General features: G+C 43.6%; 25 protein-coding genes. 20 read left to right on the top strand and 5 right to left on the bottom strand.

Annotated elements, in window-relative coordinates; translation table 11 throughout:
* Window positions 1–200 precede the first annotated feature (200 nt).
* Complete coding sequence (gene rluC / locus JKJ11_RS05260; RefSeq protein ID WP_252038836.1) at window positions 201–1,148, top strand: 23S rRNA pseudouridine(955/2504/2580) synthase RluC; 948 nt, start codon at window positions 201–203, stop codon at window positions 1,146–1,148.
* A gap of 57 nt (window positions 1,149–1,205) precedes the next feature.
* On the opposite strand, the gene JKJ11_RS05265 is transcribed toward rluC, so the two are convergent.
* Window positions 1,206–1,790, bottom strand: coding sequence for a Maf family protein (locus tag JKJ11_RS05265; protein WP_239913976.1), 585 nt, complete (start codon window positions 1,788–1,790; stop codon window positions 1,206–1,208).
* Between the two features lie 135 nt (window positions 1,791–1,925).
* Between JKJ11_RS05265 and yceD the strand changes: the two genes are divergently transcribed.
* From yceD to JKJ11_RS05340, 15 genes are all read left to right on the top strand, one after another.
* Complete coding sequence (gene yceD / locus JKJ11_RS05270) at window positions 1,926–2,453, top strand: 23S rRNA accumulation protein YceD (RefSeq protein ID WP_031493500.1); 528 nt, start codon at window positions 1,926–1,928, stop codon at window positions 2,451–2,453.
* Window positions 2,454–2,496: 43 nt separating this feature from the next.
* A complete protein-coding gene (rpmF, locus tag JKJ11_RS05275) occupies window positions 2,497–2,667 on the top strand; it encodes a 50S ribosomal protein L32 (RefSeq protein ID WP_031493499.1) in 171 nt (56 codons plus the stop codon).
* A gap of 9 nt (window positions 2,668–2,676) precedes the next feature.
* A complete protein-coding gene (gene plsX, locus JKJ11_RS05280) occupies window positions 2,677–3,702 on the top strand; it encodes a phosphate acyltransferase PlsX (protein ID WP_031493498.1) in 1,026 nt (341 codons plus the stop codon).
* 5 nt (window positions 3,703–3,707) lie between these two features.
* Window positions 3,708–4,658, top strand: a complete 951-nt coding sequence (locus JKJ11_RS05285; protein WP_124940871.1) for a beta-ketoacyl-ACP synthase III — start codon at window positions 3,708–3,710, stop codon at window positions 4,656–4,658.
* A gap of 56 nt (window positions 4,659–4,714) precedes the next feature.
* A complete protein-coding gene (gene fabD, locus JKJ11_RS05290) occupies window positions 4,715–5,638 on the top strand; it encodes an ACP S-malonyltransferase (RefSeq protein WP_038229975.1) in 924 nt (307 codons plus the stop codon).
* Window positions 5,639–5,654: 16 nt separating this feature from the next.
* Entirely contained in the window at window positions 5,655–6,389 is a 735-nt protein-coding gene (gene fabG / locus JKJ11_RS05295; protein ID WP_038230175.1) for a 3-oxoacyl-ACP reductase FabG, read from the top strand.
* Window positions 6,390–6,551: 162 nt separating this feature from the next.
* The gene (gene acpP / locus JKJ11_RS05300) at window positions 6,552–6,785 is read left to right on the top strand and encodes an acyl carrier protein (protein ID WP_004406112.1); all 234 of its coding nucleotides are present in this window, start codon (window positions 6,552–6,554) and stop codon (window positions 6,783–6,785) included.
* A gap of 94 nt (window positions 6,786–6,879) precedes the next feature.
* Window positions 6,880–8,121, top strand: coding sequence for a beta-ketoacyl-ACP synthase II (fabF, locus tag JKJ11_RS05305; protein WP_006075090.1), 1,242 nt, complete (start codon window positions 6,880–6,882; stop codon window positions 8,119–8,121).
* 81 nt (window positions 8,122–8,202) lie between these two features.
* Window positions 8,203–9,006, top strand: a complete 804-nt coding sequence (gene pabC, locus JKJ11_RS05310; RefSeq protein WP_252038837.1) for an aminodeoxychorismate lyase — start codon at window positions 8,203–8,205, stop codon at window positions 9,004–9,006.
* On the top strand, window positions 9,003–10,019 hold the full coding sequence (mltG, locus tag JKJ11_RS05315; protein WP_006075088.1) for an endolytic transglycosylase MltG: 1,017 nt from the start codon (window positions 9,003–9,005) through the stop codon (window positions 10,017–10,019). Before pabC ends, mltG begins: the two co-directional genes overlap by 4 nt.
* Window positions 10,016–10,654 (top strand): dTMP kinase, encoded by a 639-nt coding sequence (tmk, locus tag JKJ11_RS05320; protein ID WP_006075087.1) that lies wholly within the window; start codon window positions 10,016–10,018, stop codon window positions 10,652–10,654. Before mltG ends, tmk begins: the two co-directional genes overlap by 4 nt.
* A gap of 3 nt (window positions 10,655–10,657) precedes the next feature.
* A complete protein-coding gene (holB, locus tag JKJ11_RS05325) occupies window positions 10,658–11,614 on the top strand; it encodes a DNA polymerase III subunit delta' (protein WP_252038838.1) in 957 nt (318 codons plus the stop codon).
* A 90-nt stretch (window positions 11,615–11,704) separates the two neighbouring features.
* Window positions 11,705–12,472, top strand: a complete 768-nt coding sequence (locus JKJ11_RS05330; RefSeq protein WP_124940877.1) for a TatD family hydrolase — start codon at window positions 11,705–11,707, stop codon at window positions 12,470–12,472.
* Window positions 12,473–12,926: 454 nt separating this feature from the next.
* Window positions 12,927–14,360: a PTS glucose transporter subunit IIBC gene (gene ptsG / locus JKJ11_RS05335; protein ID WP_006075083.1), complete on the top strand. Its 1,434-nt coding sequence runs from the start codon at window positions 12,927–12,929 to the stop codon at window positions 14,358–14,360.
* Between the two features lie 207 nt (window positions 14,361–14,567).
* Window positions 14,568–15,110: a hypothetical protein gene (locus tag JKJ11_RS05340; RefSeq protein WP_124940878.1), complete on the top strand. Its 543-nt coding sequence runs from the start codon at window positions 14,568–14,570 to the stop codon at window positions 15,108–15,110.
* A gap of 63 nt (window positions 15,111–15,173) precedes the next feature.
* Here JKJ11_RS05340 and JKJ11_RS05345 read toward each other — a convergent pair whose 3' ends face one another.
* The 3 genes from JKJ11_RS05345 to JKJ11_RS05355 form a co-directional block, all read right to left on the bottom strand.
* Window positions 15,174–15,266, bottom strand: a complete 93-nt coding sequence (locus JKJ11_RS05345) for a MetS family NSS transporter small subunit (protein WP_006075081.1) — start codon at window positions 15,264–15,266, stop codon at window positions 15,174–15,176.
* Window position 15,267: 1 nt separating this feature from the next.
* Window positions 15,268–16,737 carry a sodium-dependent transporter gene (locus tag JKJ11_RS05350; protein WP_252038839.1) on the bottom strand — a complete coding sequence of 490 codons (1,470 nt, stop codon included), beginning with the start codon at window positions 16,735–16,737 and terminating at the stop codon, window positions 15,268–15,270.
* A 484-nt stretch (window positions 16,738–17,221) separates the two neighbouring features.
* Window positions 17,222–17,809, bottom strand: coding sequence for an outer membrane protein (locus JKJ11_RS05355; RefSeq protein WP_198557556.1), 588 nt, complete (start codon window positions 17,807–17,809; stop codon window positions 17,222–17,224).
* A gap of 161 nt (window positions 17,810–17,970) precedes the next feature.
* Between JKJ11_RS05355 and cydH the strand changes: the two genes are divergently transcribed.
* From cydH to JKJ11_RS05375, 4 genes are all read left to right on the top strand, one after another.
* Window positions 17,971–18,063, top strand: coding sequence for a cytochrome bd-I oxidase subunit CydH (cydH, locus tag JKJ11_RS05360; protein WP_096441502.1), 93 nt, complete (start codon window positions 17,971–17,973; stop codon window positions 18,061–18,063).
* A gap of 7 nt (window positions 18,064–18,070) precedes the next feature.
* Entirely contained in the window at window positions 18,071–19,258 is a 1,188-nt protein-coding gene (locus JKJ11_RS05365; protein ID WP_252038840.1) for a patatin-like phospholipase family protein, read from the top strand.
* Window positions 19,259–19,492: 234 nt separating this feature from the next.
* On the top strand, window positions 19,493–20,710 hold the full coding sequence (gene mlc, locus JKJ11_RS05370) for a sugar metabolism global transcriptional regulator Mlc (protein ID WP_006075076.1): 1,218 nt from the start codon (window positions 19,493–19,495) through the stop codon (window positions 20,708–20,710).
* 119 nt (window positions 20,711–20,829) lie between these two features.
* Window positions 20,830–21,768: a chemotaxis protein CheV gene (locus JKJ11_RS05375; protein WP_006075075.1), complete on the top strand. Its 939-nt coding sequence runs from the start codon at window positions 20,830–20,832 to the stop codon at window positions 21,766–21,768.
* Between the two features lie 287 nt (window positions 21,769–22,055).
* Here JKJ11_RS05375 and JKJ11_RS05380 read toward each other — a convergent pair whose 3' ends face one another.
* Window positions 22,056–25,127: an error-prone DNA polymerase gene (locus JKJ11_RS05380; RefSeq protein WP_006075074.1), complete on the bottom strand. Its 3,072-nt coding sequence runs from the start codon at window positions 25,125–25,127 to the stop codon at window positions 22,056–22,058.
* Window positions 25,128–25,147: the final 20 nt, after the last annotated feature.

The following is a 25,147-nucleotide window of genomic DNA, read 5'->3' on the forward strand; positions in this document are numbered from 1 at the left end:
CAATGTACGTTTAATGTGCTGATTTTAAGCAATAATATCTCAGGGCGTGTAAAAGCTGGTTCAAACTGGTTGATTTCTATCCACAGCTTGTTCAGACAATGGCTAAGAGCGTGTTGTTGATGGTTTTTCCACTATCTCATCGACAAAATTACCAATAGAAAGCGTTATTTTCTTGCAGCTTTGAATGTTATAATAGCGAAATGAGTGAAATTAGAACTAAAGTCCAATTTGTCGATATTGACGACGATATGGCTGGTCAGCGCATCGATAACTTTTTGCGCAACCAATTGAAAAACATCCCTAAGAGTGTTGTGTACCGAATCGTGCGCAAGGGTGAGGTACGTGTAAACAAAAAGCGTGTCAAAGCGGAATACAAGCTTCAAGCAGGGGATAGCGTACGTATACCTCCTGTTACAATAGAAGAGAAGCAAGAAGAAGCACCAATCAGCACAAAATTGAATAAAGTGGTAGAGCTTGAGTCACAAATTATCTATGAAGACGACCACATGCTGATCTTAAATAAGCCATCTGGAATAGCGGTTCATGGTGGTAGTGGTTTGAAGTTTGGTGCGATTGAAGCTCTAAGAGCATTACGGCCACAAGCACGCTTCTTAGAATTAGTTCACCGTATAGATCGCGATACTTCAGGTATTCTTTTAGTTGCGAAGAAGCGATCTGCTTTGCGTCATTTGCAAGCTCAGTTTCGTGAGAAAACGGTACAGAAGTATTACTTTGCCCTAGTAATGGGCAAATGGAAGCCTAGTTGTCGAGTAGTAAAAGCGCCGCTGCTAAAGAATGAAGTGAATAGTATTGTTAGGGTTAACCCTAATGGTAAACCTTCAGAAACTCGCTTCAAGGTACTAGAGTCGTTTGAGCAGGCAACACTGATTCAAGCAAGCCCAATTACTGGGCGTACTCATCAAATTCGAGTCCATACACAGTACACAGGCCATCCGATAGCATGGGATGATCGCTATGGTGATCGCCGATTTGATGCTTATACAGCGAAAGTGGGTCTAGACCGTTTGTTCCTGCATGCGGCAAACATTGTCTTCACGCACCCAGCGAATGATGAAAAAATGGAAATACATGCTGAGATGGAACCAAAGTTGCAGCAAGCGATTAAAAAACTAAAAGCAGGCGTGTAGCTTGACAGCTGTAACTAAAACGGAGTGCTTCGATCCAGATGCACTCCGTTTTTGTTTTTAAGCTAGTGGAGAAATGCCTTGTTTCGCTAAGAGAGTGACAAGGTCAATGAGAGGTAATCCGACTAAAGTATTTGGATCTTTACCATTGAGTTGACTAAATAACGTGATACCGAGCCCTTCGCTCTTAAAACTTCCGGCACAGTATAGTGGTTGTTCCATATCGACATAATGCTCGATTTGGGTGGTCGTTAACTTTCGAAACGTCACATCAAAGGTATCAATAACGGACTCCGAGTGCTGAGTCTTGGTGTTGTAGACTGCCAGTCCAGTATAGAATCGAACAGTTTTTCCACTTTGCTGCTGGAGCTGGCGTATCGCATTGCTGCGAGTCAACGGTTTGCCGATGATATTGCCATCGATGACGCAAACTTGATCGCTGCCGATAATGACGGCGTCTTTTTCGTTCCTTAGCGCACTCGCTTTTTCCAATGCAAGCCGCTGAACAAGCTCTGTTGCCGTTTCATGCTCTTGTGCAGTTTCTTCAACGTTTGGGGCAATGGCTTCAAAGTCGATACCTAATTTGGATAGAAGCTCCGCACGGTACGGAGACGTTGAGGCTAAAATGAGTCGAATTGTTTTCATTTTGGGACAGTTTTTCTTATCATAATTGCAGATTCTAGACATAATGTTAGATTCTTAATCTGTAGGCAAAAAAAGTACAACTTTTTAGCCTTTTTCTTTGACTAAATCCGTTTTGGAAGATAATATTCGCGCCCTATGCAAAAGGTAAAAATACCGCGAACTGTTGACCCGGGTAAGACAGCACAGAAAAGATTGGACTTTGATGGCATCATCCAAGTAAGTCTTTTTAAGCGTCTGAGCGAGTCAGTTAGTAGCGTAAAACGCGATGCTGAAGTGACATTGTCCTTTGGGCATGATGAACAGCGACTCGTTGTTATCTCTGGTAAAGCTAACATCGAAGTTGATTTGGAATGTCAGCGTTGTAATGAGATTTTCACACACCTGTGTGAAGTCCAATTCACTTACACTCCTTACTATAGTGAGAAAAGTGAAGAGGATGCACCGGAAGATTACGATTTGGTAGATCTTAATGAGTACGGTGAGGTCGATCTCATACAATTAGTTGAAGACGAGTTCATCTTAAACCTGCCTCAAGTCGCAATGCACGATATAGCAGATTGTAGCGTTGACTCAAACAACATGGTTTTTGGAGATATTCCGGAAGAGGTTCCAGAAGATAAGCCAAATCCATTTGATGTTTTAAAGAGCTTAAAGCGTGAGTAACACAGTTACTGACGTTTAAATTACTAACATAGGAGTAGGGTCCATGGCCGTACAAAAAAGCAAGAAGTCACGTTCTATGCGTGGCATGCGTCGTTCACATGATGCGCTAACTTCAGCTGCACTATCTGTAGACGCAACTTCAGGTGAAACTCACCTACGTCACAATGTGACTGCTGACGGTTACTACCGTGGCAAAAAGGTTATCAACAAGTAAGGTTGACCTTTGCATAATATAACCGTTGCACTTGATGCAATGGGCGGGGATTTCGGTCCTTCCGTAACAGTGCCTGCCGCCGTGCAGGCACTGTCGCTTTTCCCAGAGCTAAAAGTGGTTCTTGTCGGCGACGAACCGTCGATAAATACGCAACTCAATCAACTAGGTTACCAACGCAGTACCCGTTTAGAGGTAATGCATAGTGACCGAGTCATCTCGAATTCAGAAAAGCCTTCCTTTGCGCTTAGAAACAGTCACGATACCTCAATGCGTATTGCGATTGATCTCGTTGAGTCAGAAAACGCTGATGCTTGCGTAAGCAGTGGTAATACTGGCGCATTAATGGCGTTATCTCGCTTCAGACTGAAACTATTACCAGGTATTGATAGGCCTGCTTTAGTCACTGCATTACCGACGGTATCGGGCAGCAAAACATGGATGCTCGACTTAGGTGCCAATGCATCGGTCGATGCAGATTCTCTCTTTCAGTTTGCGGTCATGGGCAGTGCACTAGCAGAACAGCATTTGGGCAGAAAACCAAAAGTTGCCATTCTAAACATTGGCGCTGAAGAAATAAAAGGCAACGATCTTGTGAAACGTTGCGCTGAAATGCTTACCCAAACGCAATCTATAAACTATATTGGTTTCGTCGAAGGTAACGAGTTGTTACACGACGCTGCCGATGTTGTTGTTTGCGATGGATTTGTTGGAAACACAGCATTGAAAGCGTGCGAAGGAACGGCTCAACTCATTTTAGATAAACTAAAAGCAAAACTAACCGCCTCTACATGGAAAGGATGGATAGCAAGAATATTGTTTTCCGATCTCATAACTGAGGTGAAAACACTGAACCCCGACCAGTATAACGGGGCAAGTTTGTTAGGATTGCGCGGCATTGTCATAAAAAGCCACGGAAGTGCTGATATTTCAGCACTTGTTCATGCAATAGGCGAAGCGGTTCACGAGGTTAAACGCCAAGTCCCGAACCAAATCAGCGATCGTCTAGAAGCAGTGTTACTCGAGAGGCAGTATTAGTCTTCATGTATAGCAAAATTTTAGGTACAGGCAGCTACCTGCCATCTCAGGTTCGTACTAACGCGGATCTAGAGAAAATGGTAGATACGACAGATGAATGGATCGTAACTCGCACAGGTATCAAAGAGCGACGAATTGCCGCAGAAGACGAAACTGTTGCAGATATGGGCTACGAAGCTTCGGTAAAAGCTATCGAAATGGCTGGTATCGATAAAGATGACATTGATCTCATTATCGTAGCAACGACCAGCAGTAGCCATGCTTTCCCATCATCCGCATGTCAAGTTCAAGCAAAACTTGGTATTAAAGGTTGTCCCGCATTTGATATGGCGGCAGCATGTACTGGTTTCGTTTATGCACTGTCAGTCGCCGATCAGCATATTCGTTCTGGTATGGCTAAAAATGTTTTAGTTATCGGTTCTGATTGCTTATCGAAGACAGTTGAAGATATTGATCGTTCTACTATTATTCTGTTCGGCGACGCTGCAGGCGCAGTCGTACTGGGTGCTAGCGAAGAACCTGGCATTATTTCTACTCACCTATACGCTGATGGTCGATTTGGAGACTTGTTAAGTCTTGAGATGCCAGTACGCGGTGGTGAACTTGATAAATGGCTAAATATGTCAGGCAATGAAGTCTTTAAGGTTGCGGTGACACAATTGTCAAAACTGGTCAAAGACACATTAGCGGCAAATGATATGGATAAGTCAGAACTAGACTGGCTTGTTCCGCATCAAGCGAACTATCGAATTATTTCAGCAACAGCTAAAAAGCTTGGTATGTCGATGGATCAAGTGGTGGTTACCCTTGATCGTCACGGTAATACCTCTGCGGCAACAGTTCCTACTGCACTAGATGAAGCAGTACGTGATGGCCGCATTAAACGTGGACAAAATCTGTTGCTAGAAGCCTTTGGTGGTGGATTTACTTGGGGATCGGCGCTTGTTCGCTTCTAATCCCAGCAAAATCCAAACCAATACTAATTTAGATTGCGTTGTTTAAGGAAATAACGATGAGTAATTTTGCAATCGTGTTCCCTGGTCAGGGTTCACAAACAGTTGGAATGCTTGCAGAACTGGGCGAGCAATATGATGTAGTTAAAGCAACATTTGCTGAAGCATCTGAGGCGCTAGGTTATGACTTATGGGCACTTGTTCAGAATGGCCCTGCTGAAGATCTAAACCAAACTCACCGTACACAGCCAGCATTGTTAGCCTCTTCAGTTGCTATTTGGCGTGTATGGCAGGAGCAAGGACTAGAACAGCCAGCTCTTTTGGCAGGTCACAGTCTTGGTGAGTACTCTGCATTAGTTTGTGCTGGTGTTATCGATTTTAAAGAAGCGATCAAACTGGTTGAGCTTCGCGGTCAATTAATGCAAGAAGCAGTGCCAGCTGGTGTTGGTGCAATGTATGCAATCATCGGTCTTGATGATGAGTCTATTGCGAAGGCTTGCGAAGAAGCTGCTCAAGGTGAAGTTGTTTCTCCAGTTAACTTTAATTCTCCAGGTCAAGTAGTTATCGCCGGTAATAAAGCGGCAGTAGAGCGTGCTGGTGCACTTTGTAAAGAAGCAGGTGCAAAACGAGCTCTGCCTTTACCTGTGTCAGTACCATCTCATTGCGCACTGATGAAGCCTGCTGCCGATAAACTCGCAGTTGCTCTAGACGCGCTTGAATTTAATACGCCAGAAATATCAGTGATTAACAATGTTGATGTTGCCGCTGAAACTGACCCTGCGAAAATCAAAGATGCATTAGTTCGTCAACTTTACAGCCCAGTTCGTTGGACTGAAGGTGTTGAGAAAATGAGCGAACAAGGCGTAGAGAAATTGCTGGAACTTGGTCCTGGTAAAGTACTAACAGGTCTAACGAAGCGAATCGTTAAGACATTGAGTGCTGCAGCAGTTAACGATGCTGCGTCACTTGAAGCGGTAAAATAAAAGGAACGCGATAATGATGAACCTTGAAGGCAAAATTGCCTTAGTAACAGGTGCTAGCCGTGGTATCGGTCGCTCAATTGCTGAGCTATTGGTAGAGCGCGGTGCAACAGTAATCGGTACAGCAACATCTGAAAGTGGTGCTGCGGCGATCAGCGAGTATTTAGGTGAGAATGGTAAAGGTTTGGCACTAAACGTGACAGATACCGACTCAATCGAAGCAGTACTAAAGCAGATCAACGCTGATTTTGGTGCGATCGACATTCTTGTAAACAACGCTGGTATCACACGCGACAACCTTCTTATGCGTATGAAGGACGACGAGTGGACAGATATCATGGACACTAACCTAACGTCTATCTTCCGTCTGTCTAAAGCAGTACTACGCGGTATGATGAAGAAGCGTCAAGGTCGCATCATCAACGTAGGTTCTGTTGTTGGTACTATGGGTAACGCAGGTCAAACGAACTACGCGGCAGCGAAAGCAGGCGTAATTGGTTTTACTAAGTCAATGGCACGTGAAGTTGCATCTCGCGGTGTGACCGTGAACACAGTTGCTCCAGGTTTTATCGAAACAGATATGACAAAAGCACTGAATGATGAGCAACGAGCTGCTACACTAGCCAACGTACCTGCTGGTCGTTTAGGTGACCCTCGTGAAATTGCATCTGCTGTTGCATTCCTTGCATCGCCAGAAGCGGCATACATCACAGGTGAGACACTTCACGTAAATGGTGGCATGTACATGGTTTGATCTGTGCAACATTTGTGCATGATTTAAGTCAAAAATGTGCTGAATTTCGGTTAAATTCGCTAAAATTGTGGTTTGACCAGCAAGGACCCCCTTGCAACTTTCAATAGTTCGAATAAACTACGGAAACATCGCATAAAGCGAAATCTGTAAAGGAAAAGAAAAATGAGCAACATCGAAGAACGCGTAAAGAAAATCATTGTTGAACAGCTAGGTGTAGACGAAGCAGAAGTTAAGAACGAAGCTTCTTTCGTTGACGATCTAGGTGCAGATTCTCTAGATACAGTTGAGCTAGTAATGGCTCTAGAAGAGGAATTCGACACTGAGATTCCTGATGAAGAAGCTGAGAAGATCACTACTGTTCAAGCTGCTATCGACTACGTAAACAGCGCTCAGTAATATCTCTTTCCAGGCGGCCTTCTGGCCGCCTGTGTTTTTTTAAACGTCTTCTATCCTTTCAAATAGAATCACAAATATCCCGGAGAATAAAATCGTGTCCAAGCGTCGTGTTGTTGTCACTGGCATGGGTATGTTGTCACCGGTAGGCAACACCGTAGAATCTTCATGGAAAGCCCTTTTGGAGGGTAAGAGTGGTATCGTAAATATTGAACATTTCGATACAACCGATTTTTCAACTCGTTTCGCTGGCTTAGTAAAAGACTTTGATGGTAGTGAATACGTGTCTAAAAAAGATGCTAAGAAAATGGATTTGTTTATCCAATACGGCATCGTAGCAGGCATGCACGCTCTCAAAGACTCTGGTCTAGAAGTCACACCAGAGAACCAACACCGTGTCGGTGTAGCTATTGGTTCTGGTATTGGTGGTCTTGACCTAATCGAAGCGGGACATCAAGCGTTGGTAACTAAAGGCCCTCGTCGTGTAAGCCCTTTCTTTGTACCTTCGACTATCGTAAACATGGTTGCTGGCCAACTTTCTATTCTTGCTGGTCTTCGTGGTCCTAACATCGCAATCTCTACTGCATGTACGACTGGCCTTCACAATATCGGTCATGCTGCACGTATGATTGCATATGGTGACGCTGAAGCAATGGTAGCGGGTGGCGCAGAAAAAGCTTCAACTCCACTTGGTATGGCGGGCTTTGGTGCAGCTAAAGCGCTATCTACTCGTAACGATGAACCACAAAAAGCGTCACGTCCTTGGGATGTTGACCGCGATGGCTTCGTATTGGGTGACGGTGCAGGCATGATCGTTCTTGAAGAGTATGAGCATGCTAAAGCACGTGGTGCGAAAATTTATGCCGAGCTTGTTGGTTTTGGTATGAGTGGCGACGCTTACCATATGACTTCACCAAGTGAAGATGGTTCTGGTGGCGCTTTGGCTATGGAAGCTGCACTTCGTGATGCAGGCATTACTGGTGAACAAATCGGTTATGTGAACGCTCACGGTACCTCAACACCAGCTGGTGACGTTGCTGAGATCAAAGGCATTAAACGTGCTCTTGGCGAAGAAGGTGCGAAGAAAGTGCTAGTATCATCGACAAAATCGATGACAGGCCACTTGCTAGGCGCAGCTGGTTCAGCGGAAGCGATCATCACTATAATGTCTTTGGTAGATCAAATTGTCCCACCAACGATTAACCTAGATAATCCAGACCCTGAGTGCGATGTAGACCTAGTTCCACATACTGCACGCAAAGTTGACATGGAATATGCACTTTGTAACTCATTTGGATTTGGCGGTACTAACGGTTCATTGATTTTCAAAAAGATGTAACCCGCGGTAATCGTACAAGACACTTGTATTCAAACGGCTTGATGCTTAGCATTAAGCCGTTTTGTTTTTAAAGGAAGAACTATGTTTTGGCGTGATGGAAATCAAGTCGACCATGTTTCAGTTACGGACAGAAGTTTTCAATATGGTGACGGTTGCTTTACAACGATTCTGACTAAGTCAGGCAAACTGCAGTTGTGGGATCAGCATGTGAAGCGAATGGAACGGGCTCTACTGCGTCTGAAGATGGCACCCGTAGATTGGCAGCAGATGAAGGCTGAACTTGAGCGAGTTGTGTCACGCAAAGCACTGGCCGGCATCAAAATACATGTAAGCCGTGGTGAAGGAGGGCGAGGTTATAGCCCTAGTGTAAATCGAGGCCCCTTGATTACTCTAAGCCAGTTCGATTTCCCTGTTGGTTATATCGAATTACGTCAGGTCGGCCTTGAACTGTCACTTTGTGATGTCGCATTGGGGTTAAACCCGTTGCTGGCGGGATTAAAGCATAACAATCGTCTGGAGCAAATCCTTGCAAAGGAACAAGTTGAACGTAGTGACCGTCTGGACGGCATCGTGTTGGATATTAACGGCAACGTAATCGAAACTACAATGGCAAATATCTTTTGGTTTAAGGATGGTGTGCTTCACTCGCCAAGTCTTGATATGGCGGGAGTAGAAGGTGTTATGCGTGCAGAAGTTTTACGAGTTGCAAATCAAGACGAGCTACCAATCTTAATCGACTCGTTTAAGCTCAACACATTGATGTCCGCAGATGAGATATTCGTTAGCAATTGTATTTTAGGGGTTGCACCCGTAACCAAAATTCAGGATGCTCAATTCCCTATTGGAAATATGACAAGACGTATTCAGGAGAAGTTAGGTCAGTGATAAAGAAGTTTTTGTTTGCAGTGGTTGTCTTAGGAGCAATTGCTTTAGGTGGCTTTTTATATATTAAACAGAGTGTAAACGAATTTATCGCTCAGCCGTTGAATATTGAACAACCACATCTTGTTACCGTGGAGCGTGGTAATAATCTCAATACGGTCATCTCAACATTTGTAGAAGACCAATGGATTAAGCCTACTCAATTTTCATCTCTTGTTCGTCGTTTTCATCCGAACCTGACTCAAATAAAAGTGGGTACCTTCGAAGTCCTACCTGGGATGACTTTTGAGCAAGCACTCAACGCGATCATTGATGGCAAAGAATATCAACTCGCTATCACTTTTATCGAAGGGTCTACTTTCAAAGAGTGGCGAGAGCAGTTCAAACAAGCAGAATATCTTGAGCATAAGACTGATACGTTAACAGAAGCTGAAATTGCGCAGCAATTGGGTATTGAACGTGAAAAGCTAGAAGGGCTTTTTCTCGCTGAGACCTATCATTATTCTGTTGGTGATAGCGATTTAGACATCTTGAAGCGTGCTCATCGAAAGCTGAGTGTTATCCTAGAGCAGAGTTGGGACGCTCGACAAGAAAAATTACCCCTAAAGAATAGCTATGAGGCGCTAATACTCGCTTCAATCATTGAAAAAGAAACGTCGGTACCATCAGAACGAGAGCGAGTGGCGTCCGTCTTCGTGAATCGACTCAATAAGCGTATGCGACTTCAAACCGATCCTACCGTTATTTACGGAATGGGCGATCGTTATGATGGCAATATTAGAAAGAAAGACCTCCGAGAAGCAACGCCATATAACACTTATGTCATCAATGGCTTGCCACCTACGCCAATTGCTATGCCAGGCAAAGCGTCTATCTTAGCTGCAGTAAATCCAGAAGATAGTAATTACTTGTACTTTGTTGCGAGCGGTACAGGTGGACATGTATTTTCTAAAAATCTACGAGACCACAATAGAGCGGTCCAACAATACTTAAGACAATTAAGAAGTAAAAAATGAGCCAAGCAAAATTTATCGTTATTGAAGGACTAGAAGGTGCAGGGAAAAGCACTGCGATCAGTACGTTGCGAGCTGAGTTGGATGCAGCTGGCATTCAGGACATCGTTAATACACGCGAACCTGGAGGGACTGTCCTAGCAGAAAAAATGCGAGCCTTGGTCAAAGAAGAACACGAAGGCGAGCCTTTGCAAGACCGCGCTGAGTTACTGTTGATGTATGCATCACGTATTCAGTTGGTTGAGACAGTGATCAAGCCGGCGTTAGCAAAAGGTGCTTGGGTAATTGGTGATAGACATGACATGTCTTCGCAAGCATACCAAGGCGGTGGTCGTGAAATTGATCAGGCTGTGATGACTTCCCTAAAGCATATTGCCATTGGTGAATTCAAGCCCGATTTTACTTTGTATCTGGACATCGACCCACGTCTAGGTCTTGAGCGTGCACGTGGACGAGGTGAACTCGACCGAATCGAAAAAATGGACATTAGTTTCTTTGAGCGTACCCGTGAGCGCTATCTTGAAATGGCGAATAATGATGAGTCAGTTGCCATTATTGACGCAAGCCAGAAGATTGAAGACGTACAGCACTCGATCCAGCAAGCTGTGCGTACTTGGTTAGCAAAGCAAAAAGGGTAATCTATGCAAGTCTATCCATGGTTAGTACCAACTTGGTCGAAGCTTAAGGATAACCTTGAACGACAGCACGTGCCCGGAGCGATGTTGATTCAAGCTAAGGTAGGCTTAGCTCCGGAGTCAATGATTGAGCGATACGTTGCAGGGTTGATGTGTCAAAACGACAAGTCTGAACCTTGTGGTTTCTGCCATTGTTGCGATTTACTTAAGGCTAGTGGACATCCTGATGTTCACTATGTGCTTCCCGAGAAAGATAAGAAATCATTATCCGTTGAGCAGATACGACAAGCAAACAAGTGGGCATTAGAGTCTTCTCAGTTTGGTCACTATCGAGTTATTGTTATTCCTCAAGCCGATCGTATGAATGCCTCGGCAGCTAATGCGCTGTTAAAAACACTCGAAGAGCCTCCGGCGCAATGTTTATTTATTTTGTCGACTGAGAACACCAAGTTATTGCTGCCAACGATCAGAAGTCGTTGTGAAGTTTGGCATGTTTCATCGCCTTCCGAACAAATGTGTATTGACTGGGTTAGCCAAGAGATAGGAAAGTCCGTTCCTCGTCATTCGGCACTACTTTGCCATTTTGAACCTATTTCAACGCGTCAGTTTGTAGAGTCGGGACAAGATAAAGAGTATCAAGCGTTAATTGGAGCCTTCATCGGTTTTATTCGTAGTGATGGTTTAGATACTAATGAATTTATTACAACGCTAATGAAGAATAGTAGCGAGCTCTCTACCCAGCTCAATTGGTTGTGGCTACTTCTAAGCTGTGCTCAAAAATCTTATTTAGGTATTGATATTCGAACGTCTTTACCTGAAGCGAGCCAAATTGCTGAAGTATACGGTTACGAAAGCCTATATACGCATTCTCAGTCCCTACAGTCCCTAAGCGAGCAATTACGTTCTTTCCCTGGCCTTAACACTGAATTACTCGTGGCCGATTGGCTTTATGGGTTGAACTAAGTCTAGAATTAGTCATCGCGCTATATTACTTTGAACGGGGTTGGTAATGCTAAAGCTCGTTCATCATTATCAAATTTAAGTTAGAAAATTATGTTTGTAGATTCCCACTGCCACTTAGACAAACTCGACTATGACGATGTCCATTTGGGCATTCAAGATGTTATTCAGAAAGCTAAAGCAGCGAATGTCGAGAAGTTGTTATCAGTGGGTGTGACATTAGGTTCATTTCCAAAGATGTTGGAATTAATCGAACCGTATCCAGAGGTTATGGCCTCTTGTGGTGTCCATCCATTAGACGTTGAGAGTGACTTCTCTCTTGAACTGTTTAAGCAATATGCCTCGCATAACCGAGTGGTTGCTATTGGTGAAACAGGGCTGGATTACCACTATCAACCTGAAACAGCCGCCCTTCAGAAAACCCGGTTTGAGCAACAGGTAGAGGTAGCGGTTGAGGTTAATAAACCTCTGATTATTCATACTAGAAACGCACGTGAAGACACTCTAGCTATTCTGAAAAATGGTTCGGCTGAAAAGTGTGGTGGTGTCATACATTGTTTTACAGAAGATTTGCCATTTGCTCAGGCTGCGATGGAGTTAGGCTTCTACATCTCTATCTCTGGAATTGTCACTTTTAGACAAGCCAAAGAGCTGAAAGAGGTGGTTAAACAGCTACCTTTAGAGCGACTGCTTATTGAAACGGATTCGCCTTACCTAGCTCCAGTTCCTCATCGAGGGAAAGAGAATCAACCAGCTTATGTAGTTGAAGTTGCAGCATACATAGCACAGCTAAAAGGGGTTTCACTTAAAGAAGTCGGTGAAAAAACAACCCAAAACTATCATGATCTATTTTTGCGATAAAAATTAAGTTTCTTGCTAGGAGTGATTAAAAAAGACGCAATATGCGTCTTTTTTGTTTTCAAAAATTGAAAAAGTCAAAAAAAGTTAATGTTCACCAAACCTGTTGAGAAAAAAGTAGTTAGTCTGCACAAACTGTAATTATGTTACGTAAAATAACTTAAGTGTGTATTTTATTCACTGCGTAAAATTAATTGATGCTAATATTAATATCAATAAAAACAATAGCTTATGTAAATTGTAAAGCATTACATTTTGGCCGATGAACTGTGATCTAAGCGTAGTTTTGAAACTAAATTTCGTAAGTGTGTAGAAACCATGAGGAGCATCAATATATATTTAGAGGCAGAAAATATAATTCAATTCGTGGTTACATTTTCTATGGGTGCTAACATTTAAGGCTACGGGGGTGTGCCGTTAGAGCCCATAAACTAATAACTTTATCAGGAGCATAAACATGTTTAAGAACCTTTTTGCTAACCTGCAAAAAGTTGGTAAGTCTCTGATGCTACCAGTATCGGTACTACCAGTTGCAGGTATTCTACTTGGGGTAGGTGCTGCCAACCTTGGCTTCATCCCAGATGTTGTTTCTAATCTTATGGAACAAGCTGGTGGTTCGGTATTTGGCCAAATGGCTCTTCTATTCGCTGTGGGTGTTGCACTAGGCTTCACTAACAACGATGGTGTTGCAGGTCTTGCTGCAATCGTTGGTTACGGCATCATGACTGCTACGTTAAGCGTTATGGCTGGCGTAATGGGTGTTGAAAAAATCGATACAGGTGTACTAGGTGGTATCCTTGTCGGTGGTGTGGCTGCTTGGGCATTCAACCGTTTCTTCAAAATTCAGCTTCCAGAATACCTTGGCTTCTTCGCTGGTAAGCGTGCTGTGCCAATCATCACTGGTTTCACTGCAATCGCACTAGGTATCGTACTGTCTATCGTATGGCCACCAATCGGCTCTGCAATCGGTGCATTCTCTCACTGGGCTGCTGAGCAAAACCCACAACTAGCATTCGGTATCTACGGTGTTGTTGAGCGTTCTCTAATCCCATTCGGTCTACACCACGTTTGGAACGTACCATTCTTCTTCGAAGCAGGTACTTGTGTAAACGCAGCGGGCGAAACTCAAAACGGCGTACTAACTTGTTACCTAGTTGCAGACGATGCATCTCGTGCTGCTGGTAATGGCTTCGGTCAGCTAGCGGGTGGTTACATGTTCAAGATGTTCGGTCTACCAGCTGCTGCAATCGCTATTGCACACTGTGCTAAACCAGAGAACCGCGCAAAAGTTATGGGTATCATGGCTTCTGCAGCACTAACATCGTTCCTAACAGGTATTACTGAGCCAATCGAATTCTCATTCCTATTCGTTGCTCCAGTACTATACGCAATCCACGCTCTACTAGCTGGTTCTGCATACGTTGTTGCTAACACTCTAGGCTTTGTACACGGTACTTCATTCTCACACGGTCTAATCGACTTCCTAGTTCTTTCTGGCCACGCTCAGAAGATGGGTCTGATGATTGGTGTTGGTCTAGTTTACGCGGCAATCTACTACTTTGTATTCCGTACCGTTATCACTGCAATGGACCTTAAGACTCCAGGTCGTGAAGACGAGTCTGAAGATGCAGCTGCAGCAGTTTCTGGTAACGAAATGGCTGGTGAACTAGTTGCGGCATTCGGTGGTAAAGCTAACATCACAGGCTTAGACGCATGTATTACTCGTCTACGTGTAGCGGTAGCTGATACTGAAATCGTTGACCAAGACAAGCTTAAGCAACTTGGTGCAGCAGGTGTAGTTGTAGTATCAGGTGGTGTTCAAGCTATCTTCGGTACTAAGTCAGATAACCTGAAAACAGATATGGACGAGTGGATTCGTAACCACGGCTAATCAACACGTCCAATAAAAATTGAAAAGGGAAGCATTTGCTTCCCTTTTTTTGATCGTATGGAGTGGAAATTCTTGCTCTCTGTTTTCCTTGTCATGACATTCGGACTACTTGCCTCTCTAGAATGCCGTTATTCCAACTTACATGCCAGAAGACACAAGCTCTCAGTTAAACAGAAGAGCAGGCATGATCAATCAGAGAGCAAACCTATGAAAATAAAATTCCCTTTGGTAGTGGTATTTACTATGGCTACCATTTCGTCATTCGCAACGTTTGCAAGCAATACTGCTGGCGGTGAAGAGCAATGGCAAATTGTTGAAGAAAATCAAACTGCAACTCCTGCGACAAGTAAACCGGCTCAAAGTAATCAAAAATCTAATCAGTCTAGAAGCTCATCGCGCAGCAGCGGTAACTCTGGCTTCAAGATCGGTATGGGGTTGGATCAAGGATTAAGTATTGTTGGCCAAATCAATAATACCGTTAACTTTGCAGTGGGTAACGATGGCGTTGCTGCTGACTATATCTTTAGTCGTGGACAATTTGGTGGAGACGTACCGTTTAGCTGGTTTGCTGGCGTCGGTGGTCAAATTCAACGCTCTGATAAATTTGGACCGCGCGTGGCACTTGGCGTAGAACTCCCTTTTGCACGTAGTTGGGACGCTTACGCTCAATTAACCCCAAATCTGATGTTTGATAATAGTGATTTGAAGTTAGGTATTGGGGCGGGTATCGGTGTTAGGTACAGCTTCTAAATTGAATCATAAAAAATGCCAGCATTTAGATGCTGGCATTTTTGTTTAAAAATAAATTTTGGGTTATTTATCCATGGCTTTCTTAATGCAGTAGGATGCACCTCCCCATGTGATACCAAGCCCTAAAACCATCATAAAGATTGCGCTGACTGTCATATTAAGCCTCTTTCTTACTGGTTAAATTAATCACAATTCCGACCACAACGAGTAGCCCCATGAGCCCCCATCCTAACAAAAGCAGATCCGATTGGCCGTAACCACCGTAGCCTTCGGTAAAGAGAGTCTTAAACTTCGTGGCGACGATAATTGCTAGGATGACAGGAGTAATGAATCGAAGACATACGTCGAACCAAGTACCAATAGTGAAGTCAGATATTTGATTGACATAGTCTCGTACATCAGCAATTTTTAGCAACCAAGCCATAAGTATAATTTCGATTAGGCAGCTTGCTACGATACCAACGTTATTTGCGAAATGGTCGACAAGGTCAAGTAGTAGTAAGCCTCCGTTAGTGGCAAAGGCCATAGAGATAACTAAGCCTGCGCCACAGATAACGCTTGCCGCTTTATTTCTACGCCACTTTAGCTTGTCGATGACGGCAGATGTCACGGCTTCCATAATAGAAATGTGTGAGCTTAAACCTGCAATGACAAGTGCGAAGAAGAAAAGTGGTCCTAGGATATATGGAGCTGGTAGTAAGTTAATCGCTGCTGGTAAAGTTACAAAAGCAAGACCAACCCCTGCGGTAACGACTTCAGTCAAAGGTTTACCCTGTTCTTGTGCCATGTAGCCCAAAACAGAGAAAATCATGATACCTGCAAGGATTGAGAAGCCGCAGTTAATAAGGACTGTCATAAACGCATTATTGGTGATATCTGACTTCTCGGGTAAGTAGCTGGAGTAGGCGAGCATAATGGCAAAGCCAATGCTCAACGTGAAGAAGATCTGCCCATAGGCGGCTGCCCAAACTTTTACATCCCAAATCTTGCTGAAGTCAGGTTCAAACATATAGTTGACGCCATCCAGTGCGCCTGGAAGGAAAATCATACGACCGATCAGCAGTAATACCATGACAAACAGTACAGGCATCATTATTTTCGCTGCGCGCTCAATACCAGATTTAACGCCTCCTGCAATTGCCGCATATGTAATGGCCCAAGCGATAAGCATCGACCCTGCTATTTTCCATTGAATATCACCAAGGTTACTCGGAGAGTTGTCACCAAGCTGCAAGTATTCACTGAAGAAAAATGCATTGGTATCAGTTCCCCAACTTTGCGTGAAAGACATACCGAAGTATGAAATAGCCCATCCAATAACCGCCACATAGTAAACGGCGATGGTCGCGGCGACACCCACTTGAAACCAACCTAGCCATTCAAACTTGCTGTTGATTTTAGCCAAGGTTGCTGGCGCAGAGCCGCGATACTTTTGACCCATACTGAACTCTAAGATCATAAAGGGGATACCGGCGGTAATCATGGCGAACAAATAGGGAATAAAGAACGCGCCACCGCCATTTTCATAAGCCATATAAGGGAAACGCCAGATATTACCAAGTCCAATGGCTGAACCTACCGCTGCAAGTATGAATCCCGCTCGAGATCCCCACTGTTCACGTTTCATAATTAACTCCTTTTAGTGAATCTTCTACATGGCCTCATCTATACTCAAATCCAATTATTATTCTGTAATGGAAATTTCTGCTTATTAATAAATATTCAAACGATATATTTTCTAATATGGTTCTTATTTTGAATATTGCTCGGCACATGCCAATTAAAATAGATGATACGACTGGATTTTGTGCTTTCTAATGCTTGCTAGTGAAACATTTAGCTACAAATTAAAATCAGAGTAACGCCGTTATTACTTGATCGCAATAGATTTCACTGTTCTGGTTTGGATTGGTTCTTGGTAGTTAGTATTGTTGAATGGTATTATGTTAGCTTTATATACTAAAGTGGTGGGAATATTGCGTTCTCTACTTCTTTTATCTTTTATAAAATACAGCGAAATATTCTTAATAATTTCCTGTGATTTTATCTTGTTACACGTTGCTGTGTAGCATAAAAGTTCTCGCAATGTATTAAAGTTGTTAACGGAAATGTTAGAATCTGAAACTGATGCCAAAGTTAGTTTGAAACTGATTCATCCATTTGGTTTTAAAACCGATAAGACAGCTTTGATCTTCTGTCGGCAAGTTACAAATAGATATAGTTTCGTTGCTCACCGCAGTTCCTTGCCAACGGATTTGCCCGTTTAAAGCGAGGTTCTTGGTTAGATGGTACTCCATTCCACCAAATATACTTGCCGCAAATCCAGTGTGTGACTTAGCCCACTCCCCAGAAGTATGAGAGGCACCAAGCCCTGCTCCGATATATGTAGAGGTTTGGTCGTTAACTCGATACTCGGCGCTACTTTGAAACTGGAGGTATTGAATTCGAGAGTCCAAGTTTAAGGTATCTAATGAAGAGTCTTGCTGAGAGTAAAAGACACCCATTCGTCCATTGCGGAACGGAAACTCAATTGCTAATGCTGCATTTGCCGATGGAGAAATATCATAACTCTCACCATTGCCGTTTTCGGCAGCACCTCCCATCGAGTAGCCAATAAACGGTGTCACAATGACATTGGCACAACTGGAAAAGCTTAAGAGTGTTGTGGCAAGGGGGAGCAGTAAGAACCTGTATGTCATTTTTGCATTCCTATAAATAAGAACTGATTGGCTACAATTCACGTCTGGGATGTACTAGTTTTAATTATAGTGTGACATTAACGTCATAAATTTGAAGTGGTTACCTGTATATTGTAATTGTATGTCACAATAGTAATTAAAATGTTACAACTGGAGGTGTTATGGAATACGATCTTAAACTAGCTCTGACGATCACGACGGTTGCGTTCAGCACCATTGTTGCGTTTGGACTTATCGCGATCCTAACTGCATAAGATTTATATGGCGAATCTTGGGTTAATTACCAATACCCGAACCGTCATAGATGATGCTCAGTTACAAAAATATATTGGCGGTAAAACGGCGTTAGTTGCACAGGGAGGAGGCCAGCGAGGTATCTTCACATCCGGTGTGCTAGACGCCTTTTTGTTGTCTAATTTTGACCCATTTGATGAGTTTTATGGGACTTCAGCTGGCGCTTTAAACATTTGCGCCTACCTTTCTAGACAAGCCGGCCTAGGCAAATCTTTTATTCTCGACCTTACCACCGATCCACAGTTTTTTAATCTGTTTAGTTTTATTCGTCGCAAACAGTATCTCAACTTAGAATGGGCGCTCGACAGAATTTGTGAGTATCCGTATAAGTTAGATATCGACATGGGGCGAAGGGTCATTGGTCAGCGAAGAGCATTCGCAGCGGTCACCGATGTTTCGACTCTCAAAGATCACTATTTCCCAATGTTGCAAGATAATTGGTATCAAGTGCTGATGGCCACAAGTGCGATTCCCAATTTATTTGAGGGTTCGGTAACATTGAATCAACAAGCATTCATCGATGGAGGGGTGTCTGCGTCAATACCCGTTCAAGAAGCGTGGCGACAAGAGAACCGCACAATCGTCGTAATTCGAACAGAAGAGTATGGTGGTGAGGAAACTCCAGTGGTGGATGATCAACCCGTTGCCACTGAACCGCCAACTTGGTTCAGGGAGTCACTCAACGGTTTGCAACTACAGTGGCAAGAAAAAATACAGAGTTGGTCTAATGACTGGAATGGTTTCTTTGATAACCAAATATTAAAAGCTCAGGAAAGTAAGCATGCACAACATCTCAACCTCATTAACGGTGGGCGATGGCTGTTCGGCGCTGCAGATATTTACCGTCTCAGTCATTTATTTGGAGAAAAGTTTGATTCTGGGTTAGCCGATATGCTCATGGTGCATTACCAAACATATGCGTTAACTCAAGAGTTCTTGAAAACCCCACCTGATGACTGCTTCGTATTACAAATTGCTCCAGAAGTGGCTTTAAAAACCGCTTCTTTAATGAGTGATCCTGAGGATATCCTGCATGACTATCAACTTGGGCTCGATGCTGGATTCCGTTTTGTCGAGCGTTATAATCTTGCAAGTATCACTCAAGTAAACGCTTCAGAAACGTCTGACCTTTGGCTGCCATCTCAAACAGGTTAGTTATTGTTCGTCGTGAAAAAAGCGCTGATATTGTTAACAGCTCTTTAATCATCTATTGATTGTTTTTTATACGTCAGATTTTATTGATGCCTTTGCCAATCAATGTCGTATGGTGATTTGAGCCCCAAAGATTCATCTATATGCGTGATATTTGTCACGGCAATCCATTAAACTGCTTCACAATTACTTCGCAAAGTAAAAAAATTAATAGGTTGTTGTTTTTTGGAGTGCAAAATGTACATGGCTCAACCCGGGCACATTGATCATATCAAGCAGATCAATGCTGGTCGTGTGTATAAACTGATAGACCAATTTGGGCCTATTTCGCGAATCGATTTATCAAAACTCAGTAGTTTGGCTCCGGCTAGTATTACTAAAATCACTCGTGAACTTATTGATGCACACCTAATACACGAAACCACCGTTCAGGAGGCGACCAGTCGAGGTCGTCCAGCTGTTGGATTACAAACCAACAATCAAGGTTGGCAGTTCCTTTCCATGCGTTTGGGGCGAGGCTACCTATCTATCGCGTTGCACGAGCTTGGCGGCGACGTTCTTATCGATACCAAAATAGAAATTCATGAAGTGGATCAGGAAGATGTACTTGCGAGACTGCTTTATGAAATTGATGACTTCTTTGAAAGTTACAATGAGCAACTCGATCGTGTCACCAGTATTGCATTGACGTTGCCCGGTCTGGTGAATTCCGACCAAGGCATTGTGTTGCAAATGCCTCACTACAATGTGAAGAACTTAAACATTGGTGAGGAAATTTTTAAAGCAACAGGATTGCCTGTTTTCGTAGCGAATGATACCCGGGCGTGGGCATTGGCGGAAAACCTCTTTGGGCACTCTCAAGATTGCGATAACTCAGTGTTAATCTCAATTCACCACGGGCTAGGTGCCGGAATCATATTAGATGGTCGTGTATTACAAGGTCGTCACGGTAATATCGGTGAGTTAGGGCATATCCAGATCGATCGCAACGGCGCACCTTGTCACTGTGGCAATAGAGGCTGCCTTGAAACTGTTGCCAGTTCACAAGCTATCAGGGATGAAGTTTCTAAAAGATTGGCGAAAGGCGAAGCGTCGGTTCTTTCTGAATGCGAAGACATTACGGTTGAAGCTATTTGTGAAGCGGCGGCGAATGGCGACGCTTTAGCGATCGGGGTGATAGAGAAACTAGGCGAACATTTAGGTTCTGCCATTGCTATTGTCATCAACCTCTTCAATCCTGAAAAGGTACTGATTGGTGGTGTTATCAACCAAGCGAAATCGATTTTATATCCCGCCATTGAGCGTTGTATCGCAGAGCAAAGCCTCCCTGTTTATACTCAAGATCTACAACTTGTCGAGTCTCGTTTTTATAAACAAGCAACAATGCCGGGCGCCGCTTTGGTGAAACAAGCACTATATGATGGCTTGCTGCTGATGAAAGTGATTGAAGGATAAGGCTTTTCACCATTTTTGTAGACGGTCATACTTTTCTATACAAAGTCAGTAAACTTCTTGTGCTTCCTGCCGATTACATGAGATAAGAGTTTTAGTTCGTGTTTTGCCAAGGAAGCCTCATGTCGAGCGTTTTAAGTTCAGTAGATCAGCGTACCCAGTTAGTGGGAGAAAATAGATTAGAGCTGTTAATGTTTACGCTTAACAGCCGTCAAACTTTTGCTATCAACGTATTCAAAGTAAAGGAAGTGCTAAAGCTTCCTGCATTAACTCAACTTCCTGGCTCTCATTCTAGTATTCGCGGTGTGGCTTCTCTGCGTGGTGAGTCCGTTCCGGTGATTGATTTACGTCGCGCTATCGGTTTTCCACCAGCTAAAGACGATGGTGACCAAAACCTGATTATCACTGAGTACAATCGATCTGTTCAGGGCTTTTTAGTTGGTGAAGTGAAGAATATCGTTAATACTGCTTGGACAGAGATTCAACCTCCGCCTCGTACAGTCGGTCGTGCAAACTACTTAACTGCGATCACTAAGGTTGAAGAGAATCAGCAAGTCAATTTAGTTGAAATCATTGATGTTGAAAAAGTACTAGCAGAGATCATCGACTACGATGTGTCGATTTCTGAGCATACCCTTGACCGCAGCTTATTACCTCACTTGTCAGGAAAAAAAATTCTTATCGTTGATGACTCTTCCACGGCTCGTAATCAAGTGAAAGGCACATTGGATCAGCTTGGCGTCGAGATCATTGAGTGCTTCGATGGCGCGATGGCTTTCAACCTTCTCAAGCAATGGTGTGATGAGGGGATTGATGTATGTAATGAACTGTTGATGATGATTACAGATGCAGAAATGCCGGAAATGGACGGCTACAAACTGACGCATGAAGTTAGAAGTGATCCTAGAATGCGAGATTTGTTTATTACTTTAAATACCTCACTCAGTGGTAGCTTTAATGATGCGATGGTAGAGAAAGTCGGTTGTGACCGTTTTATTTCTAAGTTTCAACCTGATTTACTGGTTGAAGTTGTGCAAGACCGTATGCGAGAGACATTGTAATTGTTTCGCATCGCAAAATAAATTACGCTGTACGTTAAAAATAAGCTATAATTTGGTTGTATTATGGTCAAAAGCCATAAGAGTCATAAATAAATTTTAACTACCAGCTAAAGGTTGTTCCATCAGAATGATTTGGTTAACTTCTAAGGTCTTAATGACGTTAAGTTTACTCATTTTCAAGGAATGGAAGAAAAGACGTACGGAAGCGGCAGTCGAAGCGGATCTATGATTCAATATGATTTAAAACGGGAGCAATAGCTCCCGTTTTTTCGTTTTATGATTTGCAATCAGTGGAACTCTCTTGACTGTATCTTAAGATCAGAAAGTTGCTCGGTCATATCGATCAAGCGTCCAGCTATTACGTGGATGACTTGCCCCTCACGTTCTAAAATCCCTTTCACCTTAAGGATTTTAGCGGTGAGGTACTGTTTTTTCTGAGCTCTTGCGGTGGCTTGCCAAACAACAACATTAATATTGCCGGTATCATCTTCGAGTGTAAAAAAGGTCACGCCTGCTGCGGTGCCTGGTGACTGTTTTCCAGTGACAGTACCCACTACGGTGACCAAAGACTTGTGTGGCTTCAAAGTAAGGTCCCGCATACGAGTAAAGCGTCCTAACTTGCCAGCTTGGTCCAAGAGGGTGATGGGATGTTGATTGAGGGACACGTTCATTGCAGAGAAATCCTCTAACATATCTTCAATTGGCGATGGCTGGTGGGGGAGTGACGAATCATCACTCTTCTCCGCTTTAAACAAGGGTAAATCCTGTAAATTATCCATCATCGCCCATCGTGTAGCGTAACGATGCCCTGATATGGCTTTCAGAGCGTTGGCTGAAGCGAGTATTTCTAACTCACGACGATTCAGTCCAAGCTGTTTAATTTGCGTCGCTGTCGTGAAGCCCTCGCGAGGCCTATGTTGTAGCAGGCGTTGCATACTCGATTCACTGAGCCCGTTAACTTGTCTAAAGCCAAGTTGTAGTACTAAGCCTTGTGGTGTCGATCTTAAATAGTGATGGTATTGCGAGTAATTGACGCACACCGGGGCAATAGAAACATGATGCCGTTTAGCGTCTTGGAGCAGTTGTGATGAGCTGTAAAAGCCCATAGGCAGACTATTGAGTAACGCGGTATAAAAAGCATCTGGGTAATAGTGTTTAAGCCAAGCGCTGCAATAAGCAAGCACGGCAAAAGAGGCCGAGTGACTTTCCGGAAAGCCATACTCACCGAATCCACATATTTGCTCAAATAGTCGCTCGGCAAATTCGGTCTCATAGCCTTTGGCCTGCATACCTTGAATCAATTTAGAGCGAAACTTAAATAAATCGCCATTTTTCTTCCAAGCTGCCATGGCTCTGCGTAGTTGATCCGCTTCACCGCCAGTGAACCCTGCTGCAACCATCGCAAGCTTGATGACCTGTTCTTGAAAAATAGGCACCCCTAGAGTGCGAGAAAGGACAGATTCGACTTCTTTGGAAGGGTAAGAAATGGCTTCTTCTCCGTTTCTACGTTTCAAAAAGGGATGAACCATATCCCCTTGTATCGGCCCGGGCCTCACAATGGCAATCTGAATGACCAAATCGTAATACGTAGCGGGCTTTAAACGTGGCAACATGCTCATTTGTGCTCGTGATTCGATTTGGAATACGCCGATAGTGTCGGCGCGTTGAATCATGGCATACACATTAGGATCATCTTGTCGGCGAGTGATGTCTGCAATGGTCAGTGTTCGACCGTAGTGTTTATTGATCAGCTGAAAACATTTGCGGATTGCAGTTAGCATTCCCAAGGCAAGGACATCGACTTTGAGTAGACCAAGGCTCTCAAGATCATCCTTATCCCATTGAATGACAGTACGTTCAGCCATAGCAGCATTTTCTACTGGAACCAATTCATAAAGTGGCCCTGATGAAATGACAAATCCACCCACATGTTGCGAGAGGTGCCGTGGAAAACCTGTGATCTCATTGACGAGCTCAATAAACTGCTGGCCTTTCAGTGAATCAGGCTTCAGCCCTAGCTCGACAAGTTGAGCTTGCCAACCTTGTGAACGGTCACGACGGTTGATGTTCTTGATGAAATAATCGAGTTGAGTGTCGCTAACCCCTAAGGCTTTACCTACATCACGCACAGCACTTTTAAAACGATAAGAGATCACGGTCGCCGCAAGGGCAGCACGCTCTCGTCCATACTTTTGATAGATGTACTGTATTACTTCCTCGCGACGCTCATGTTCAAAATCAACGTCGATATCGGGTGGCTCATTACGTTCTTTACTAATGAAACGCTCGAACAGGACCGAGATTTGTCTCGGATCAACGGCGGTTATTTCTAAGCAGTAACAGACGATAGAGTTCGCCGCTGAACCTCGTCCTTGGTAAAGAATGCCTTGTTGTTTGGCAAACATGACGATGTCATGAATAGTGAGAAAGAAAAACGGATAATCCAGTTCCTCAATCAAGGCTAATTCTTTATTAATGGTTTGTTCCACATGTGAAGGAAGTCCTTCGGGGAATCGCTGTGCTTTACCACGCTCGACTAACTCTCTGAGATACCCCATTGGTGTTTTTCCGTTAGGGATAAGCTCACTAGGATATTCGTAACGAAGTTTGCTGAGCTTAAACTCACACAAGCTAGCAATATATACACTCTCGTTTAACCACTCAGAGCGGTACAGTTTCTCCAATTTAGTTTTGGGTCTTAAGCTTCGCTCGGTATTAACCAGTAAGTGACTGCATACTTTTTCGATAGAGGTATTGAGTTTTATCGCGGTTAATGTGTGTTGCAGAGGAAGCCGAGTTGCGGTGTGCATCAGAACGCCACCACAAGCGGTAATGGGGAGCTGCAAATCAACAGACAGTGTCTCGCAATGTTGTATATAGCGGTGTTCATTGGAGGTTAGGTGACGTTGTAAGCCAATCCAAAGACGTTGGTGGTGATACTGTACCAACCAACGCCCCCATCTCACATCAGATTCTCTGCCTGTCGGTAGCCATAGAATAAGACAATGACGCAATGACATGATGTCCCATTCTGATAGTTGGTAATCACCTTTCTCGCAGCGCCGTCTAGCATTCGTGATAATACGGCAGAGTTCAGCGTAGGCTTCCCGTGTTGGACTAAGTAAAATGAACTGACACTCATCATTGAGCCAAAACATGCTACCGACGATTTGTTTTAGCGATAGACCATGCTGCTTAATGGCGGTATGAGCCCGCACTGCACCTGCGATGGAGCATTCATCCGTAATAGCAATAGCGGAATACTGTAAGAACTCTGCTTGCAATACTAGTTCTTCGGCGTGAGAAGCACCGGTTAAAAACGAAAAGTTGCTTTGGCAAAATAATTCGGCGTATTTCATATCTGTTTTACTTTTCCGGA

The organism is Vibrio sp. SCSIO 43133 (assembly GCF_023716845.1).
GTDB lineage: Bacteria > Pseudomonadota > Gammaproteobacteria > Enterobacterales > Vibrionaceae > Vibrio > Vibrio mediterranei.

Excerpts from the sequence above, each read along its gene's own strand:
- rluC (WP_252038836.1), top strand. The coding sequence starts at position 201 with ATGAGTGAAATTAGAACTAAAGTCCAATTTGTCGATATTGACGACGAT.
- JKJ11_RS05265 (WP_239913976.1), bottom strand. The coding sequence starts at position 1,790 with ATGAAAACAATTCGACTCATTTTAGCCTCAACGTCTCCGTACCGTGCG.
- yceD (WP_031493500.1), top strand. The coding sequence starts at position 1,926 with ATGCAAAAGGTAAAAATACCGCGAACTGTTGACCCGGGTAAGACAGCA.
- rpmF (WP_031493499.1), top strand. The coding sequence starts at position 2,497 with ATGGCCGTACAAAAAAGCAAGAAGTCACGTTCTATGCGTGGCATGCGT.
- JKJ11_RS05285 (WP_124940871.1), top strand. The coding sequence starts at position 3,708 with ATGTATAGCAAAATTTTAGGTACAGGCAGCTACCTGCCATCTCAGGTT.
- fabD (WP_038229975.1), top strand. The coding sequence starts at position 4,715 with ATGAGTAATTTTGCAATCGTGTTCCCTGGTCAGGGTTCACAAACAGTT.
- fabG (WP_038230175.1), top strand. The coding sequence starts at position 5,655 with ATGAACCTTGAAGGCAAAATTGCCTTAGTAACAGGTGCTAGCCGTGGT.
- acpP (WP_004406112.1), top strand. The coding sequence starts at position 6,552 with ATGAGCAACATCGAAGAACGCGTAAAGAAAATCATTGTTGAACAGCTA.
- pabC (WP_252038837.1), top strand. The coding sequence starts at position 8,203 with ATGTTTTGGCGTGATGGAAATCAAGTCGACCATGTTTCAGTTACGGAC.
- tmk (WP_006075087.1), top strand. The coding sequence starts at position 10,016 with ATGAGCCAAGCAAAATTTATCGTTATTGAAGGACTAGAAGGTGCAGGG.
- holB (WP_252038838.1), top strand. The coding sequence starts at position 10,658 with ATGCAAGTCTATCCATGGTTAGTACCAACTTGGTCGAAGCTTAAGGAT.
- JKJ11_RS05330 (WP_124940877.1), top strand. The coding sequence starts at position 11,705 with ATGTTTGTAGATTCCCACTGCCACTTAGACAAACTCGACTATGACGAT.
- ptsG (WP_006075083.1), top strand. The coding sequence starts at position 12,927 with ATGTTTAAGAACCTTTTTGCTAACCTGCAAAAAGTTGGTAAGTCTCTG.
- JKJ11_RS05340 (WP_124940878.1), top strand. The coding sequence starts at position 14,568 with ATGAAAATAAAATTCCCTTTGGTAGTGGTATTTACTATGGCTACCATT.
- JKJ11_RS05345 (WP_006075081.1), bottom strand. The coding sequence starts at position 15,266 with ATGACAGTCAGCGCAATCTTTATGATGGTTTTAGGGCTTGGTATCACA.
- JKJ11_RS05350 (WP_252038839.1), bottom strand. The coding sequence starts at position 16,737 with ATGAAACGTGAACAGTGGGGATCTCGAGCGGGATTCATACTTGCAGCG.
- JKJ11_RS05355 (WP_198557556.1), bottom strand. The coding sequence starts at position 17,809 with ATGACATACAGGTTCTTACTGCTCCCCCTTGCCACAACACTCTTAAGC.
- cydH (WP_096441502.1), top strand. The coding sequence starts at position 17,971 with ATGGAATACGATCTTAAACTAGCTCTGACGATCACGACGGTTGCGTTC.
- JKJ11_RS05365 (WP_252038840.1), top strand. The coding sequence starts at position 18,071 with ATGGCGAATCTTGGGTTAATTACCAATACCCGAACCGTCATAGATGAT.
- mlc (WP_006075076.1), top strand. The coding sequence starts at position 19,493 with ATGTACATGGCTCAACCCGGGCACATTGATCATATCAAGCAGATCAAT.
- JKJ11_RS05375 (WP_006075075.1), top strand. The coding sequence starts at position 20,830 with ATGTCGAGCGTTTTAAGTTCAGTAGATCAGCGTACCCAGTTAGTGGGA.
- JKJ11_RS05380 (WP_006075074.1), bottom strand. The coding sequence starts at position 25,127 with ATGAAATACGCCGAATTATTTTGCCAAAGCAACTTTTCGTTTTTAACC.